General features: G+C 49.7%; 12 protein-coding genes. 9 read left to right on the top strand and 3 right to left on the bottom strand.

What is annotated here, in order from left to right; all coding sequences use genetic code 11:
- Positions 1 to 17 precede the first annotated feature (17 nt).
- On the bottom strand, positions 18 to 6,068 hold the full coding sequence (locus BGO59_RS33965) for an alpha-2-macroglobulin family protein (RefSeq protein ID WP_293691761.1): 6,051 nt from the start codon (positions 6,066 to 6,068) through the stop codon (positions 18 to 20).
- Positions 6,069 to 6,461: 393 nt separating this feature from the next.
- Here BGO59_RS33965 and BGO59_RS33960 point away from each other — a divergent pair, with 393 nt between their 5' ends.
- From BGO59_RS33960 to BGO59_RS33950, 3 genes are read left to right on the top strand one after another with little or no spacing between them, the layout of a single operon-like run.
- Entirely contained in the window at positions 6,462 to 6,677 is a 216-nt protein-coding gene (locus tag BGO59_RS33960) for a hypothetical protein (protein ID WP_293691759.1), read from the top strand.
- 1 nt (position 6,678) lies between these two features.
- Complete coding sequence (locus BGO59_RS33955; RefSeq protein WP_293691757.1) at positions 6,679 to 6,885, top strand: hypothetical protein; 207 nt, start codon at positions 6,679 to 6,681, stop codon at positions 6,883 to 6,885.
- A gap of 16 nt (positions 6,886 to 6,901) precedes the next feature.
- Positions 6,902 to 7,483, top strand: coding sequence for a peptidylprolyl isomerase (locus BGO59_RS33950; RefSeq protein ID WP_293691755.1), 582 nt, complete (start codon positions 6,902 to 6,904; stop codon positions 7,481 to 7,483).
- 9 nt (positions 7,484 to 7,492) lie between these two features.
- Here the strand turns inward: BGO59_RS33950 and BGO59_RS33945 are convergent, their stop codons facing one another.
- Positions 7,493 to 10,651 carry a PVC-type heme-binding CxxCH protein gene (locus BGO59_RS33945; RefSeq protein WP_293691753.1) on the bottom strand — a complete coding sequence of 1,053 codons (3,159 nt, stop codon included), beginning with the start codon at positions 10,649 to 10,651 and terminating at the stop codon, positions 7,493 to 7,495.
- Between the two features lie 16 nt (positions 10,652 to 10,667).
- On the bottom strand, positions 10,668 to 11,525 hold the full coding sequence (locus BGO59_RS33940) for a sugar phosphate isomerase/epimerase (RefSeq protein WP_293691752.1): 858 nt from the start codon (positions 11,523 to 11,525) through the stop codon (positions 10,668 to 10,670).
- 146 nt (positions 11,526 to 11,671) lie between these two features.
- Between BGO59_RS33940 and BGO59_RS33935 the strand changes: the two genes are divergently transcribed.
- From BGO59_RS33935 to BGO59_RS33910, 6 genes are read left to right on the top strand one after another with little or no spacing between them, the layout of a single operon-like run.
- On the top strand, positions 11,672 to 12,226 hold the full coding sequence (locus BGO59_RS33935; RefSeq protein ID WP_020596744.1) for an RNA polymerase sigma factor: 555 nt from the start codon (positions 11,672 to 11,674) through the stop codon (positions 12,224 to 12,226).
- Positions 12,227 to 12,258: 32 nt separating this feature from the next.
- Complete coding sequence (locus BGO59_RS33930) at positions 12,259 to 13,851, top strand: hypothetical protein (RefSeq protein WP_293691750.1); 1,593 nt, start codon at positions 12,259 to 12,261, stop codon at positions 13,849 to 13,851.
- An 11-nt stretch (positions 13,852 to 13,862) separates the two neighbouring features.
- Complete coding sequence (locus BGO59_RS33925) at positions 13,863 to 14,336, top strand: hypothetical protein (protein WP_293691748.1); 474 nt, start codon at positions 13,863 to 13,865, stop codon at positions 14,334 to 14,336.
- A gap of 54 nt (positions 14,337 to 14,390) precedes the next feature.
- The gene (locus tag BGO59_RS33920) at positions 14,391 to 15,629 is read left to right on the top strand and encodes a serpin family protein (RefSeq protein ID WP_293691746.1); all 1,239 of its coding nucleotides are present in this window, start codon (positions 14,391 to 14,393) and stop codon (positions 15,627 to 15,629) included.
- Positions 15,626 to 16,084, top strand: coding sequence for an META domain-containing protein (locus BGO59_RS33915; RefSeq protein ID WP_293691744.1), 459 nt, complete (start codon positions 15,626 to 15,628; stop codon positions 16,082 to 16,084). The genes BGO59_RS33920 and BGO59_RS33915 overlap by 4 nt, the downstream gene beginning before the upstream one ends.
- The gene (locus BGO59_RS33910) at positions 16,085 to 16,546 is read left to right on the top strand and encodes an META domain-containing protein (RefSeq protein WP_293691742.1); all 462 of its coding nucleotides are present in this window, start codon (positions 16,085 to 16,087) and stop codon (positions 16,544 to 16,546) included.
- The last annotated feature ends 2 nt before the right edge of the window (positions 16,547 to 16,548 follow it).

Genomic DNA, 16,548 nt, shown 5'->3' with positions numbered 1-16,548 from the left:
ATATTGATTTCTCTGACTCAGTTTACCCGTACCCGTTCGCCAGCCGAGTGGGCCGAAAATTCGGGCGCATAGAAACACTGAACGGTGGCCACACCCGCTGAAAAATCGCCTAGTTGGGCAACACGCAGATCATATTCGAACACATGCGTACCTACGGGCAGGTAGCTCATGAAGAAATCAGTGCTGGCATCGCGGGGGGATTCGTAATAACCCAGGCCATTCTGGTATTTATACCCCGACAACGCAGCTACCGGCTCAAACCCCGACGCCCGGCTGTCTTTCAGATGAACGTACTCCATAGCCCGGTCGGTTTTCAGGACTAGCCGCACCTTGATCAGATCACCGGGTTTGAGCGCCGTTTTTTCGGTTACGGTCGAAATTTGCGGGCCCGTAGGCGAATCCCGTTGGACATACAGTGTTTTTTGTACCGACAATCCGGCACTACCCGGCATCACCCGGTCGAGAGGTTCGAAGTGCTGCCAGTACAAAGCCCCCCAGGCAGGTCCATCGGTCGTTTTCGTCACCTGGATGACACCCTTTTCCGGTTTGATCTCCGAGGCCGCATAGGTTACTTTTTCGTAGCCTGTTATGGCATCGGCTTTGGTAACCCGACTTTCAATGGGCTGACCACCCAGACTTACCTGTGTGCTTACACCCGTTCCGAGCCAATCGCTTCCCCGCAGCAGGAGCGCATAAATTGCTTCGGTGGTTGCCTTGGTCGACTCCCAGGATTGGGTTTGCTTCTGCCGCAACAGCCAGCGCTTCATGTCGTCGATTTCAACCTGTTTTGGATTGATTTCGCCAAATGCTTCGATCAGATAGGCTTGGGTTTCAATCGGGGTCTGATACCAATAGAGACCGCTGGTATTGTCGGGCCAGTACATTCCCAACTCCTCACTTTTCCGGGTCCGCTCCCGTAGCGAAGCCAGAATCCCATTCGCAGTTTTGGTATCGCCATAGCGGGAGAGTGCCATCGCCGAAAGAGCCTGCCCCTGCAAACTTTGCGTCTGCCACTGCTCCGCAATCTGCCGTTTTAAATAGGCTAGTACCGCTTTATCAACAGGTTTATTGGGGTAAAAACTCCGAGTGTATAGGTATTGAGTAGCCAGGAAATATCCGTTTCCTGCTACTTTAGCGCCCTTCTTCGAGTCAGCTTTTTGCTGTTCGTCGACCCATTTTTTCAGTTCAGTATCTACATATTGAATGGCGCGTGCCTGCATATCGACCAGTTTGGCCTGCATGTCATCGGGAAATTTGACACCCAGTTTCTGCAAATGCCCAAAGCCCCCCAGAATATGTAAGGTGATTGACAGATTCGGCTCCATACCACCAAACCATCGAAGGCCGCCGTTATCCGTTTGCAGTTGCTGTAATTTATCAAACGCCAGGCGTTGCTCGCTTTCCATCCGGTTCGCATCCAGCAACTGGCCCAGCTTTGCCTGACGTTCAGTCTCCGACCGGGCACTGGCCAGCCAGGGCGAGTTCTCCAGCGCAACGGCTTTCAATTCCTCGTTTGTTTCCAGTGGGCTTTTTGGAGCAGACTTTTGCCATTCAGCAATTACCTGCCGAAAAACCGGCTTGCTCCCCACAATATGCGCGGCCAGACTATTGGCATACAATCGACTGAAAAGCTGTTCCGCACACTCGTACCGATACTCCATCAGATAGGGTAGCGATTGCAGCGCATACCAGCTCGGATTGCTCGTAACCTCCACCGTCAGCCGCTCATGCTGTACGGGTAGCTCCGGGTTGAGATTTGTCAGAGGCTTCAGTTTGAACGCTTTGGTATCCTTGCCATTAACCCAGAACGGCTGCGAATCGGTCACGAGCATACGGTTCGGTAATACCGGAACGGTAAATTCTTCACCATCGGTAAACGTACCCGACTGCGCCGTTAACCGGCAGGTAACGGCTTCCAGGCCCTTTGGTACGATTATCGTCCAGCCCACCGATGTACTCAGGCCAGGTGCTATCATAGCCACTTGTTCGCCAGCAATTCGTTGGGGTACAGGTAATGGCTCGCCCGTCAGTGCGTTGGTCAGCAGCAGGTTAGCCTTAACGTCGGATAAGGGCCGATCAGACAAATTGGTTAGCCGCGCCCGCACCTGAATGGTATCACCTTCGCGCAGGAAACGGGGGGCATTGGCCGTAATCATCAATTCTTTCTGCGTAACGATTTCCCGTTCCAGCGTTCCCGTTTTCAGGTCTTTGGTATGAGCAAAGGCCAGTAATCGCCAGCGCGTAAGGGCTTCGGGCATCGTAAATTTCAAGACAACTCGCCCCTGCTCATCCGTTTTAAGTTGCGGAAAAAAGAAAGCTGTTTCGTTGAAGTTCCGGCGCGGGTTAATAAGTTCGGGTTGTTTAGCTGGTGCATCGGCCTTGTAATTTGGCCCTGGTTCAGCCGCCACAGCGACGTTTAATTCCTCTAACTTTCCTCCTGAAGCATCCTGATCCATAGCATTAGCTCGCTTAGCCATCGCCATCATGGGCTTTCCGGGCGCATACCCTCGTATACGTACCAGATTATTCTGGGCCATCCACAGCAACTGATCATAGCGCAGTGTCGGAACGGCTACGTCAGGGTGATACCGATAGATTAGGTTCCGACTAGGCTGAACCCCAAAACCACCCGACTGCCAGTCCGAAAAGATAGGGCTATATACCTGATAGAGAACCGTTGGCCAGTTTAGTGGATCAAATGCGTCTAATGAAGCATCATACAAGGTAGCGACTACTTCGGCAGGTAGCTTATCCAGCCCGCCTACCGTCAAGGTCCATTCTTCTCGTTCGCCCGGCTTGAGTTTGTTTCGGAACGTCTGGGTTTCGATGGTAAGTTTTTTATTAGTAAACGGAACAGTGATGAGCTGCGTTTTCTGGTAAAGCCTGCCGGTCTGAATCATGGCGAAATGAACGGCAAAACCGCCACGCTGCTGGTCAGTAACGGGTAAACTAATACGCCGGGGGCGCCCATCGGTTTTGATCCATTCCTCACGGACAATCTGATGGTTTTCTTCTACCGTTAATAAAACCCAGCCCGGCTGACTATTCCCGACCCAGAAAACCGCTTCGCCACCGGGTTCAGCCGTCGCTTTCCGAACCTGTACCCAATCGTCAATGCGGGCTGAGGCTACGGGCTGTTTGTCGTTTACAACCGCAAAAAAGACTTGCTCCTGACTGATTTCTCCAGTCGAATCGGTCAGTTTTAGTTCAGCAACGTATTCACCGGGCGTATACCGATTTAGGGCAGGTTTAATGAGCGAATCGGCCGGAGCGGTGATTGATTGCTGCTGAACGACTTCGCCTTTTTGCCAGGTACGTGGATCAGCCTCATTGGCAAACAGATCGTTCGGGAAGAGTTTTTCAAATTCAGCCTTGGTCAGCAATTGCCGGTCGGGGCGATTCCATAACCGATTCCGCAACAGGCGCGAAGGTGGTTGCAATCGATAAATCGTAAGCTGGCCTTTTGCCGAAACCAACTGATCCGACTGATTGGTTACCCGTAGCGGAAATGGGGACGCGTTTTCGATCTCTACCTGCGCCGGAATCCGTAGTTCAGCCCGTAAGGCCGAGTAACCGATATGAAGCGTTTCAGTAGCCGTTCGCGTTTCGCCAGCCTGATCGGTTACATCAATGGTTACGTCGAAATCAAAAATGGGGTTGGTGGACCGAGCTTGCTCCCGGTCGGGTGTAGCCGGAAATGTAATCGTGACGTTACCCTTATTATCGGTTTGAGCCGACCCATTCGCTATTTCGGTTTGATTCATGTTCCGGGCAATGTACCACCACTCCCAGCGGGGTCGAAGTTTACGCACCACCCGATAGCGTATTGCGGCCCCATCGACGACAGCCCCCGAAAAGGTTTTGGTTTCAGCCGAGAGAGTTACCGTCTGGCCCAGTTTGAACGACTGCGTAATGGGCTTGATTTTCACCTCGAAGGTTGGGCGCTTGTACTCTTCCACCCGAATAGTGGCTGATCCGGTTAATGTCTGTATCGTCATCATACCCGTCAATCGGCCAACAGGCGCGGTAAAGCTGGCGCTAAACGTACCGAACTCATTGGTACGCAGCGTTTGCATGGCAATCCGCTCCCCATTCTGATCACGAAACTCTACGGCAATGTCGGTACCAGAAACAACATCAAACTGATTATTCTTTCCTTCATACAAGAGCCCTTTCACATAAATAGGCTGGCCCGGTCGGTAGATGGCCCGGTCGGTAAAGAGCTGCGTGTAGGTTTGAGCTTTCGGCTCGTTTCGTTCATACGAATACTGATAATAATATTGTCGCTCCGATAACAGTGTGTCGTTTCCCGATGCAATCAGGTAATAAAAGTTATTCTGCTGGGATTGGGCGCCCGGCACCATTTCTACCCAACCATTAGCATTCGTTTTTGACGGATTACGCCCTGGAATAGGGGCTGGCGAATTCTCTCCGACAACATTTACCCGTACATCAGCTAGTGGCTGCCCGGTCAGTCGATTGGTGACAAATACCTTCTGAAGCCGTTTTCCCTCATTAACAGGCTGGGCGATATACCCAAGCGTTGAGACCGAGAAAGCGGCATACTGAACTGATTCTATTTTATCCTGAAACTTACTATCATTGGTTACCAGCAACATATAATGCCCCGTCGGCAAGCCCATAATTGGCATTTCGATGGCATGGCTGTTTAGGTCGCCATCGTCGGGAAGGCTAATCATATGTTCGGCGACAACGGGCCGTTTCTGCCAGGCCGTATAGAGTTTTTTCAGTTGATCGTCGTTTCGATACAGATCCCGATAATTCTGCAACTCCGATACCGACAACCGGATAATCCGATACAATAGCTTATTGACATTCTGATAATTGACGAGCGCCCGAAACGGCTGATTCGGCGCATTTACCTGCTCTACCTGTACCGAATAGTTGGGGGTGATCAACCGACTCAGTAATTGATCGGCCTGTTTAGCAGCTCGTGTTTGTGGAAAACGCTTACGAATATCCCGGCAGATATCGGCAGCCTGTTTGGCATTCCATTTATTGGGTTGCGCCGGTTTATCGCCCGACTCACCACCCTCATACAACGGATTCACCACCCCATGATTCGCCAGAAATTCTGCGAGCTGGTAGGCATATACCGCTTCGGCAGGGCTGTTTTTATACCGGGCCATCTGCTTTTCGAGCGTTTGTCGATAAAGCGAATCTCGCTCAGGCACAACACTATAGCGATGTACGAAGGCCAGCCGCAGAACATCGGCATCGGCCAGCGCATTCGGATTGGCATCGGCCAGGTGAAACGCAAGCAGTTGCTGATAAAGGTGTACGGCCTGATAACGCCCAGACAATGAGTCCCGACTTTGGATGGTAAACTTTGTAAATACCTCTGGTCCAGCTAGAAAAGAAGGTTGATCCAGTTCAAAGCGAAAAACGGGTTTTAATAAATCCGGCTCTGTGTTCTGAAAAAACTCAAGGGCACGGTGCGCCAGCAGATCATACAACGTAGGGCGAAGCGGTCGGGCATCAGCATCCCCTTTTTCCAGCAGGGCTTCGTAGGCTGTAATGGAGGTTTTCTGTAAGAGTTCGCGAGGTTGTACCGACGCCAGGTACGCCTTCGTGATTACATCGACCAGTTGCCGGGCATCCCAGGAGGTAAAATCATCTTTCGCACCCGACGAAGTTGACGACGTATTCCCTATATTGATGGTTGTCCGATTGTAGAATTTATAGCGATTTTGCTGGAAATACTGCCAGTAAAGGCCTCCCCGAACCGATTGCAGAACCGACTTACCCGGTTCTGGAACATCGGCAATATCGCTCTCAAGCGCGTGTATGATCTCTTTGTAAGCATCTTCATCCGAAAAGCTCCGAAAAACGGTTCGTGCTATCGATGCTTTCACTACCTGCTGGTAGTTCTTCTGCGCTTTAGCTTCTTTATAAATACGGTTGGCAATATCCAGAGCCGATTTAGGCAATCCCTTGCTCGCCAGCGAATCGGCCCGTTTCCAGTCGCGGGCGTAGTCGGGCGGGCGATTTTGCGCTGTGGCGGCCATGGCAATAAGAATATAAAAAACTGATAGGTATGCGTGCATGGTTTCCGATGAATGTAGGTTGTTGGGATAGATGAAAGCTATTCTGCTTTTCCACAACGTCTGGTACTATGATTCAGGTTTGCAGGAAATGGTTTAATACAAGTCTACAACCATTCATTATATTCGTCTATGGTTACATTTGATCAAAATGGAAATTTATTCCCCTATAGTCGTATACCGCTATCATTACCAGCTATTGAAACATGGTTTGTCATTCCTTTTACGGAATCATTGACCCGAAAAATACTGTTTAGATCCTTTACAGCCTACCATGCGGCCTTATTCGAGGTTCTAAAGCTGTTGCCACAACAGTGAGTAGGCGGTAGTTTTATTAGCACAAAACTGAATCCTGATGACGTAGATTGTGTAAATTTGATTGAGTTTGACGAAGAATTGGACCATAACGTTGAATCAATACTACCTTATCTGTTAATTGGTGGTTCGCGCGATTCGTATCGGGTCGATGGACATTTGATTGCGGTTTACCCTATAACTGACGAACGCTATGAGTTGATTACTGTACCGTCGATGGCCTATTGGCAAACGTTCTTTATGAATGATAGGCAGGATAATCCGCGTGGTTTTATTGAGTTGATAAATTCAATCTGATATGCAAGACCCTCGTCACCCTGATACATTGGTTGCAGAGCTTAGCGAGTTAAATCGGTTATTGGCAAATCATCGACAAATGCTGGCTAAACACCCCTCCGACTCCTTACTGGCGTTATCGTTAAAGCAATATGAACTTCGCCGAACGCAGTTGTTAAAAGAACTCCATTTAAGCTTAAGTGTCTTTTTTACGGAGCAAACTCACTAATTTTATTTCGTAACGTATGCCGCCTATTTTACTCCTGCTGACTTATCTCATCTCATTTTCCAACCCTCCCATTAAGGAGAAAACCTACCCAATTGGTCAGATCAAAACGAATATGGGCGAGATTCTTTTCTGGTTATATGATGAGACGCCAAACCATAAAGCAAGTTTCATCAAGTTGGCAAATCAGAACTACTGGGATACGCTTACGTTCAACCGGGTTATCAACAATTTTGTAGCGCAGGGTGGTTGTCCCGATACGCCCGCTGGCTTTGCCGATTCACCCTACCTGCTGAAACCTGAGTTCAGACCGGCCATCCGGCATATTTATGGGGCCGTCGGGGCCGGACGTGACAACAACCCTGAAAAACTCTCGGCTGGTTGTCAGTTCTACATTGTGCAAAACAAAAAAGGTGAACACCGTCTCGACGATAAGTTCACAGTGTTTGGCCAGGTCTTTAAGGGGATGGACGTTGTGGATGCCATCGTAGCCGTTAAGACTGACTCGACCGATACGCCCCTCTCTCCTATCAAACTGGATGTCAACGTCCTCAACCTCACTTCTTCGCAACTGAAAAAGCTAGGTTATGAAGTGAAGTAGGTTGAGGTTTTACTGCTTCAACAAAAAGGCTGTCAAATCGGCTAGTTGCTGATCGCTAAGCCCCAAGGCTTTGGGGTCGGGCATCAGGCTGGTTTTGTATTGCCGACGCGAAAAAATCTGATCGGTTGGAATCGTATGTTTATACCCTTTAATCCCCTTGATCACGACCGACTGATCACCATCGCTCACTAAAAACCCATAATACGTTTGGCCTTTTTTGGTGGTAATCAGCCAAGGCTCATACCCGAAGGCAATACCCGCACTCGGATTCATAATGGCATCCAGCAGGCTGTTTCTGTCAAATTTCTGGTGAATCTGAGTGAGTTCGGGGCCAACATCCGTTCCCAACTGGCCGTGTTTGTGGCAGGTTGCGCAGTTAGTCCGAAATACGGTTTGACCTTTTTTAGCGTCACCACTTAGCATAGCCACTTTAGCCACGGGCGAATCCGCATCTACATTAGTCGATACAGACGATGGTGATTCGACAGTCGTAGTCTGGTCTGTAGATTGGGCTTGCAAAGGAACTGTAGAGACGGGCGCTGTTTTGACGGGTTCAGCAGCATCTGCGGGTTTGTTCTGCGCAACCTCAGCCGTTTGTACAGACTCATCCGACGTAGCTGCCGATGGTGCAGGATGCAAGGTTGGTTTCAACGGGAAGAATTCGCGGCCCATGGTTCGCACCGTCTGATCTCGATTGGTCCGAATACCGGGGCCAGCCGCTTTAATCAGATCGTCCGATAGTTTTTTATCAGCCGCTAGCCCGATCAACACTTTAGCCCCTTCCGGGTCTCTTGACATCGAAATGACTAGTTTCCGTTTTTCGGTATCCGACAGGCTTTCATCCAGCAACAGTTGGCGTTTATCCAGCATCTTCTGTTCCTCGACCGATACCTGTGGTTTTTCAGGTATCACTTCGTCCCAGTTCAGCAGTTTAGCCCAATCGTTCCCTTTTCGGAAGTCCAGCCAATACGTAGCCTGTGCAGCCACATCTTTATCTGCCGATTTGGCCAGATCGACCATCGCTTTGGCAGCCGGTTCCGTTTTGATAAAGCCCAGAGCAGTGATGGCCTGTTCACGCGCTTCGGCCGTTAGGTTTGTACTTTCTGCCCGCTTCTTCAACAACGGTACGGCCGATGGCGGATGTAATTCCCAAACCAGATTGGCAGCTCGTTGATCCCAATCGGCAGGATTTTGGGGCAGAGTCTGCCGAATATTGAAAAACAAGGCTTCTTCTTTTCCGTCGGCCGCTTTTCCGAGCGCATCCAGATACCAGCGATCCTGTCCGTCGTAGCCTTTTACCAGGTTAAGCAGCATAAACTTACATTCGTCGTAGGGCACATCGCGTAAGGCAATGGCTACCTCCCGACGAACAGCGGGACTTCGGTCGGTCGATAAGTTGCCCAGCAGCGGAAGCAAGGCCCGTTGAGAAGCCGTCAGCGCCGGAATCGATTTTGAGTTTTCGGGTGTGATGCTACGTAGTGCCCGCAAGGCTACCAGCCGAACAGGGGCATCAACGGCTTTCAGGAGACGTTCGACTTCAAACTGCCCCTCCGCCCCTAGTTGCGCCAGCAGGAAAATAGCTCTCGCCCGATGAAACTGATTCGATGAAGACAACAACGCCTCAACGGGTTCAATCACTTTTTCACCCTGTGTCCGCAAGGCTTCAAAACCCAGCATTCTGACATTCACGGCTGGACTGAGCAGAGCGGCAATCTGACCCTGCGTAGTAGTAAGATCCAGCTTAGGCGTTCTTAGCTTTTTGCCTTTGGGCGTGATCCGGTAGATGCGACCATATCCTTTTGGGTCTTTCATCTGATGCCCACCCACAATTGGGTCGTACCAATCGGCAATGTAAAGCGCCCCATCGGGTCCAACGGCTATATCGCTAGGGCGAAACCACTTACGCGTATCTGTAGTGGCTGCATTCCATTTATAATTGGCATCGACTTCGGGCATAGAACTGATCAAATCAGTCCGCGTCATTCTGTAACCTGCCCCCTGCGGCTCTGGTCTGTACCCAAATATTACGTTCCGACCTGCATCGGCGCTGAGCAGCATACCCCGATATTGAGGACCAAGTTCATCACCTTCATACATGACCATACCCGTTGGTGAGCCTGCCCCTGTGATGTCGCCAACGGGCATGACACCGGGATCCTGCTGATGCCAGTGAGCCACCGGAATCGGCTGACCGGGTCGCTGGTCGGCTTTCCAGGTCCGGGTTCCGTCGGCGCTAAAAAATCCGGCATTACCTCCTTCCATTAGCCAACTTGTGCGGCAGGCAACCACCTCATCGTCGTTGTCATTTTGCCACATGTTGCCGTACGAATCCAGGGCCGTTTCGTAATTATTGCGGAAGTTATGCGCCATCACCTTCAGCTTTGAACCATCGGGGTTGATGCGTAACGCCAATCCGCCCGTCCAGACCCGGCCATCGTCGCTTACCTGATTCCCGTGATTCAGTTTGTTATGGGGTGTTCCGCCTGTATACATGCTACCTGAACGCAAGGTCCAGCCATCAATATCCGACACAACGTGAGGGCCCGCATTGCCGGTATTGAAGTAGTATTTTCCATCGGGCCCGGCCACAACGGCATGAAGCGAATGGTCGTGATCCATACCGCCGAAACCCATGAGCATCACTTCCTTCTTATCCGCTTTATCGTCGCCGTCTTCATCGGTGTAGGCCACCAGATTAGGGGCCGCCGATACAATTACTTTATTACCAATTACAGCGATACCCAGTGGCGAAACCAGCTCTGGATCGGTTACAAAGACTTTACTATCGTCGGCCTTGCCATCGCCATCTTTATCTTCCAGAATCACAATCCGTTCGCCATCGGGGTGATTGAGCCGGTCTTCGGGTTTATTGTTGAATTTCCGATAGTTTACTGCTTCTGTAATCCATACCCGCCCTTTAGCGTCAATGTCCATGTTCGTTGGGTTATGGAACATGGGCGATTCGGCCCATAAGGTAGCTTCCAGATCATCAGGGAGGTAGAGCGTATTCGAATCGGCAATCACCGCTGAAGCCATTGCAGGGCCTGACGTCTTAGTCAGCAGATAGTCCGTGGATTTGGTTACCTGAAAGCTCTGACCGGCCAGCGTCAAAAAACCAACGGTTGTTAGTACAACCGGAAATGGATTCAGCGAAAACAGCTTTTTCATGTATGTTTTTGGTTCATCAACTAAACAGCGAGCGTACTGTCTTGTTGTTTTCGATATAACTTTCAAGCATGGGCTGGCCTTTTGGAACCGCCCCTTCGATTTGCAACCAGCCTTTATAGCCAATCGCATCCAGTTCCTGCCGAACTTTTGCCAGGTCAACTATACCCTGACCTAGCAAGTGGTCGTTTTCTTTCAGATGAAACTCACAGATTCGGTTTTTTCCCAGATCACGAATTTCTTCAAAAATATTGTAACCGCGAACGGATGAGTTGCAAACATCATAATAAACTTTGATAGCCGGTGACCCAACGGCTTCGATGATTGCCATGAGTTCGGGAGCCGAAAGCCACGATTCGATGCCTAAAATGACACCTGCTTTTTCTGCCTTTGGTGCTACTGCTTTCAACCGCTCAATAACCACCCGAATCCCTTTCGGATCATTTCGGAGGTCGTTATTGTTAAAGAAAGCCAGCAAAACGTTTTTAACGCCTAATGCATCGGCTACATCGACACTGTCCTGTACCCATTGCTCTGTTCGAGGATCGGATTTGTAGGGAATTTCGTTCAACAGTCCGATGGCCAGCCCGCTAATAGCCACGCCCGATTTCTGAGCAGCCGCTTTATAAGCCCGCTGTTTATCGGGTTGGCGCAGGTGAACATGATCGGTCGAGGTATTTAAGCTAACCTGAACGCCATCGAGTCCAATTTGTTTGGCTACCGCAAAAGCATTTATATCACCGGCCTGACCAATAGACCAGTCGCAGGCACCAATTTTGAAGCGAGCTTTGGAAGGTATCGGTCGTGTCAGAACTGGAGAAGCAAGCATGGACAGACCCAGGCCAGCCGTGTAACGTAGGGCATCCCGACGATTCATAAAAAAGGATTAGGTAAAAACAGCTCAAAGGTACGATCAGAGTACTAATTATAGACAAAATTGAATGGAATCAAGAAACAAGAAATTTTTACGTACGCTTCCAACCGTTCCGACCCCTATGCGGTCTTAGAGGTGTCAACATTGCTATGCAGGATGATTACGCACTAGTCGAAGGCTGCCGACGACAGGACCGGAGTATGCAGCGACTGCTTTATGAGCGGTTTGCCGGAAAGCTGTTTGTCGTTTGCAAACGCTATGTAAAAGATCCTGACGAAGCCGAAGACATATTACAGGATGCCTTTGTAAAGATTTACCGTCATATCGACTCCTTTCGGTTCGAGTGCCCTCTGGAAGCCTGGCTGAAACGGGTTGTCATTAATACGGCTTTAAAACATATACGAAAACAAAAACCCTGGGAGCATACTACCGACGTGCAGGAACTGGCTCCAGTGCTGCCACAGGCCGATGAAAGTCTTCCAACACTAAATTACCAGTACCTGCTGCAACTGATTCAGGAGCTTCCGCCCGGTTGCCGAACCGTATTTAACTTATATGCCATTGAAGGCTACACCCATCCCGAAATTGCAGAGATGCTGGATATAGCCGAAGGAACATCAAAATCACAATTTGCCCGCGCCAGAAGCCTATTGCAACAGAAACTACAATCCGATGGCCATCCTGCTGAAGGACGACCGCGCTGAACAGAATAAAGATGGACGAATTAGAAAAAAATATGCCGGACAATTTTTGGCGAAAGGCATTCGACGAAGCCGCTGAAACACCGCCCCCTCGGGTATGGGATGCGATTGAGCGACGGTTAGATGAGCCTGACAGTACCAAAATACTCCCACTCTGGGGAACAGGCCTGGCTTCGTCACGACCATTCGTTTGGAGTACTCGCATTGCAGCTGCAGTGGCGTTGCTACTGCTTGGCTGGTGGGCTGTTCAGACGTTACCGTCAGCTAATCTGTCTTACAAACGGAATGCCCCTAACGTGATTGCACAGCATGCAGAAAAGCCAGCAAATACGCCAGCCAGCAAAGAGCCGACGGCTACTGAGCAGGCTGATCAAGCGAACTCATCGACTGAATTGCCAGAATCGGTAGCTTCTGCTTCAAAGCCTACTACGGAATCTGGCACTAAAACACTGGCTAAATCTGGACGTCAACAATTGTCTCCCTTCAAACCGTATCCAGCGAGCGCACTAGCCACACTTGCATCGAAATCCCGAGTGCCTAATTCAGTCGGTTCGGAGTTGCTGATGAAAACAGGCCAGTTAGCCCAGGCAAGAACAGCCCCCCGAATGTCGGTAACGACAGCCGCAGCACAGGCATCAATAAACTCAGTTGTGGCTTCTCAGGCGGTTGTTACGCAAACAGATGGGGCTAATCCGACTGTTACCATCGCCTTTGAGCCTCTCTCCGGTCGTTCGTTACGCCTACGCGGATTTGGTCAGATTCATCGGATTGTCTGGTTCCGACCAGCTGAGCCCGAACTGAAACCGGAAATCGCCCAATCGAAACAAAGATCCCGCGATGCTTGGGCCTCGGCCAGTGTGATGCCAGGTTCGTTTAATCCGATGGTCTCTATAAAGTCGGCGTCCGTTGCTTCGGTCGGTTCGGCTTCCCTGGATGCGATAAAGGCGTCGACAACGAGTCAGCAAAATGTGAGCAGTAGCCCAAATTTCTCGGTAGCCTACCAGGCTGGTGCTGGTGTTCAGCTCTCTGAACGCTGGTCGATCGAATCTGGAATTGGCTACCTGGCTGGCCGCTCAACCCTCGAAACACCAGCCCAATTTTCATCGGCTTCCTTGTCGGCTGGATTTATTCAGAACTCAGCTTCCAGCAATCTGTACGTCGATGCGCTTCGGAATAGCATTCACCGGGGTGATTTAGCCTATGCAGTTCCACAGGCGAATTATGCGAATGTTTCTAATTCAGCCTATCAGAACAGCTACAACGGTCAGATACGGCAAGTATTGACCAACGATTATCAGTATATGCAGGTGCCGGTTCAGGTTGGGTATCAGTTGCGGCCAAAGAAAAAGTTAAGCCTGGCTTTACTAGGCGGCATCATTACCAATATTTTCATTCGAAATACGGTCGACAGCCAACTGGAAATTACAGCAAAAGATGGTATTTATCGGCCTGTATCACTGGCAGCCGCCATGGGAGCCCGATTCCGGTATCGGCCTACGCGTCAGTGGTCAGCTTCGGTAGCCGGGATGTATCAGCCCTCTCTGGGACTAGGTACGCAATCGGAATCGCAAGTGCAAAGTAAGCCCAATACGGCCGGGATGAGTTTTGGGGTCGATTACCACTTTTAACGAATCCGACGATGAAACAGACTCTGTTCGTAGCTGGATTTATTCTCTTGTTTGGCCATTGCACGAGTAGCCTATCCCCCAGAAAGCTGACAGATGCTGATGGACTGGTTATCCGTACGGGCACCTCGGCAGGTATGTGTATCGGCTACTGCGCGTTCGACTATGAATTGAGTGGAACGAATTTAACACTTACCCAGCGCCCCAATGGCGTTCAATCAAACCTGACGACCAAAACATGTCAGTCAACGATTAGCCAGACTGATTTAAATGACCTGCTGGGTACTATTGATCTGGATGCATTTTTCAAACAACCTACTGTGTTGGGTTGCCCGGATTGCGCTGATGGCGGAGCCGAGTACGTTGAATTACAACTTGGCGAACAGAAACACCGGGTTACGTTCCAATATGGACAAACGATTCCAGGTTCTGAAGCCCTGGTCGATAGATTACGGACTCACCGGGCTGCCCTCAACGTATGTAAGTGAACAGCTCCCCTATGAGTAATTCCCCACTTGAGCTAACTAAACAACAAATACGATATGAAACCGACTCTTTTCTCCACGTTAGCAACCATAACAATCGGAGTTCTGCTTACGACCATAGGCTGTAAGAACTCAAATCTAAGTCCAGATACGAGTACGGCCAGTGAGTTGCGCGTATCGGCTCCGTTTGCCAGCCAGACCACTCAGTTTGCGTTCGATGTGACCAAAGAGGTAGTTGCTGAAGAAGGCCAGGCTAAAAACGTGTTTATTTCGCCCCTGAGCTTACACATTGCCCTGGGTATGATTCTAAACGGCGCCAATGGTCAAACTGCTCAGGAAATACAGAAAACTCTGAAACTGGATACCCAAACGCTGGCCGACGCTAACAAGACCTACCAAAACTTAATGGAAAACCTGCCGGGCGTCGATTCAAAGGTGACGCTGGGACTCGCCAATTCAGTATGGTATCGGAATACGTTTGCCGTTGAAAACTCTTTTCAGGATTTGCTGAAACAGTCATTTCAGGCAGAGGTGTCGGCGCAGGATTTCAACGATCCGGCAACATTGGGTAAAATTAACGGATGGGCCAGCCAGAAAACGAATGGAAAAATCCCGAAAGTGCTTGACCAGATTCAGCCTGACAATGTCATGTTTCTGATGAATGCACTGTATTTTAAAGGGGACTGGAAAAAACAATTCGATGCCAGCAAAACGGTCGATATACCCTTTAAACTGGCAACAGGGGGCACCACCAATGTGCGTATGATGCGGCTCAACACCGAATTGAACCGGGCTTCCCGATCCAACTACACGGCCTTTGAGTTACCCTATGGTTCCGATAAATTCGCTATGACAGTACTACTCCCTTCCGAAAACAGCTCGGCCGATGCCCTTGTCAATAGCCTGAATAGTGAAGAATGGGCTCAGCTTCAGAAAGCGATGGCACCGGGTACTATCGACATTGGTCTGCCGAAGTTTACGATGCAGTATGAGGTGAAGCTGAATAAAACGCTGTCAACGCTGGGTATGTCTACCGCCTTTACGGATGCGGCTGATTTCACAAAAATCAACGCAAAGGGCGGCTTAACCCTTAGTTTTGTGAAGCAGAACACATTCGTGGCTGTCGATGAAAAAGGCACCGAAGCGGCAGCCGTCACAACCGGAGGTATTTCGGTGACCTCAGCCCCGCTACCTGTACTATGCGACCGCCCGTTCCTTTTTGTCATTCACGAAAAAACGTCGGGAACCATCTTATTCGTTGGTAAAATCGCAGATCCAACCAAAACGAACTCATGAAAACCGGGATTATAGCTATTCTGGCTATGATGCTATGCTTTGGCTGCGAACAGGCTCAGGATAGCCCTTCAACAATAACCGATCCCCAGCAGTTACTAGGCGATTGGCGATTGATTAACCCAGCGTCGTCATTTAAGACTACCCTTTCGGTCGGTATCGATCAGCCATCGGGAGGTACCGTATCCGGCATTTATTCGTTAAAATTTACGGGTGATGCCGCCGTTAATACGTATATAACGACAGCTCTATTGGTGAATTCAGCAACAGGATCGATCGACGTTAGTGCTATTACTACCACAAAAGTAGCGGGTTCGCCCGATGCTATGCTGTTCGAACAAAGCTATTACACGAAGCTAAAAGCCGCTACCCGTTACGAACTGACCTCCCCGAATACGCTTCGGCTATATTCCGGCAGTTCAACATCGGATAGGCTGATCTTCGAAAAACTAAATTGAATGAAACATTTGCTCAGCGTTATTTATCTGTCAATTAGCTGCTTACTACTATTAATCTCTACGGTGCAATGCAAACGGTCAGAATCAGAACTAGCCCCCAAAATAGCGGGGCTAATTGGGACCTGGAAACTCGTAGAACCTGACTCAACTTATGATGTGACATTGGTTTTTGCTTTAGACACGGCGCATCCACCGCAGGATGTCACATCGTTTAAAGCTAGTGGAAAAGCTGGCGTTAATGCCTACACGCTGAATTTATTTGCCGCCATAGATGGTATGATGATGGCCGATCAGCTCAACAGCACTTATAAAGCCGGAACGCCCGTAGCCATGCAATTTGAGCAGAGCTATCTTAAAAACCTGAAGGCAGTAGCCCGTTATGAACTGACAACCGACCATCAGCTTCGGCTTTATCATGGTGGCGATCAGCCGAGAGTACTGGTCTATGAAAAACAAAACTGATT

The sequence above is a fragment of the Spirosoma sp. 48-14 genome (assembly GCF_001898575.1).
Taxonomy (GTDB): Bacteria; Bacteroidota; Bacteroidia; order Cytophagales; family Spirosomataceae; genus Spirosoma.
This window is presented reverse-complemented; position numbering and strand designations above follow the sequence as displayed.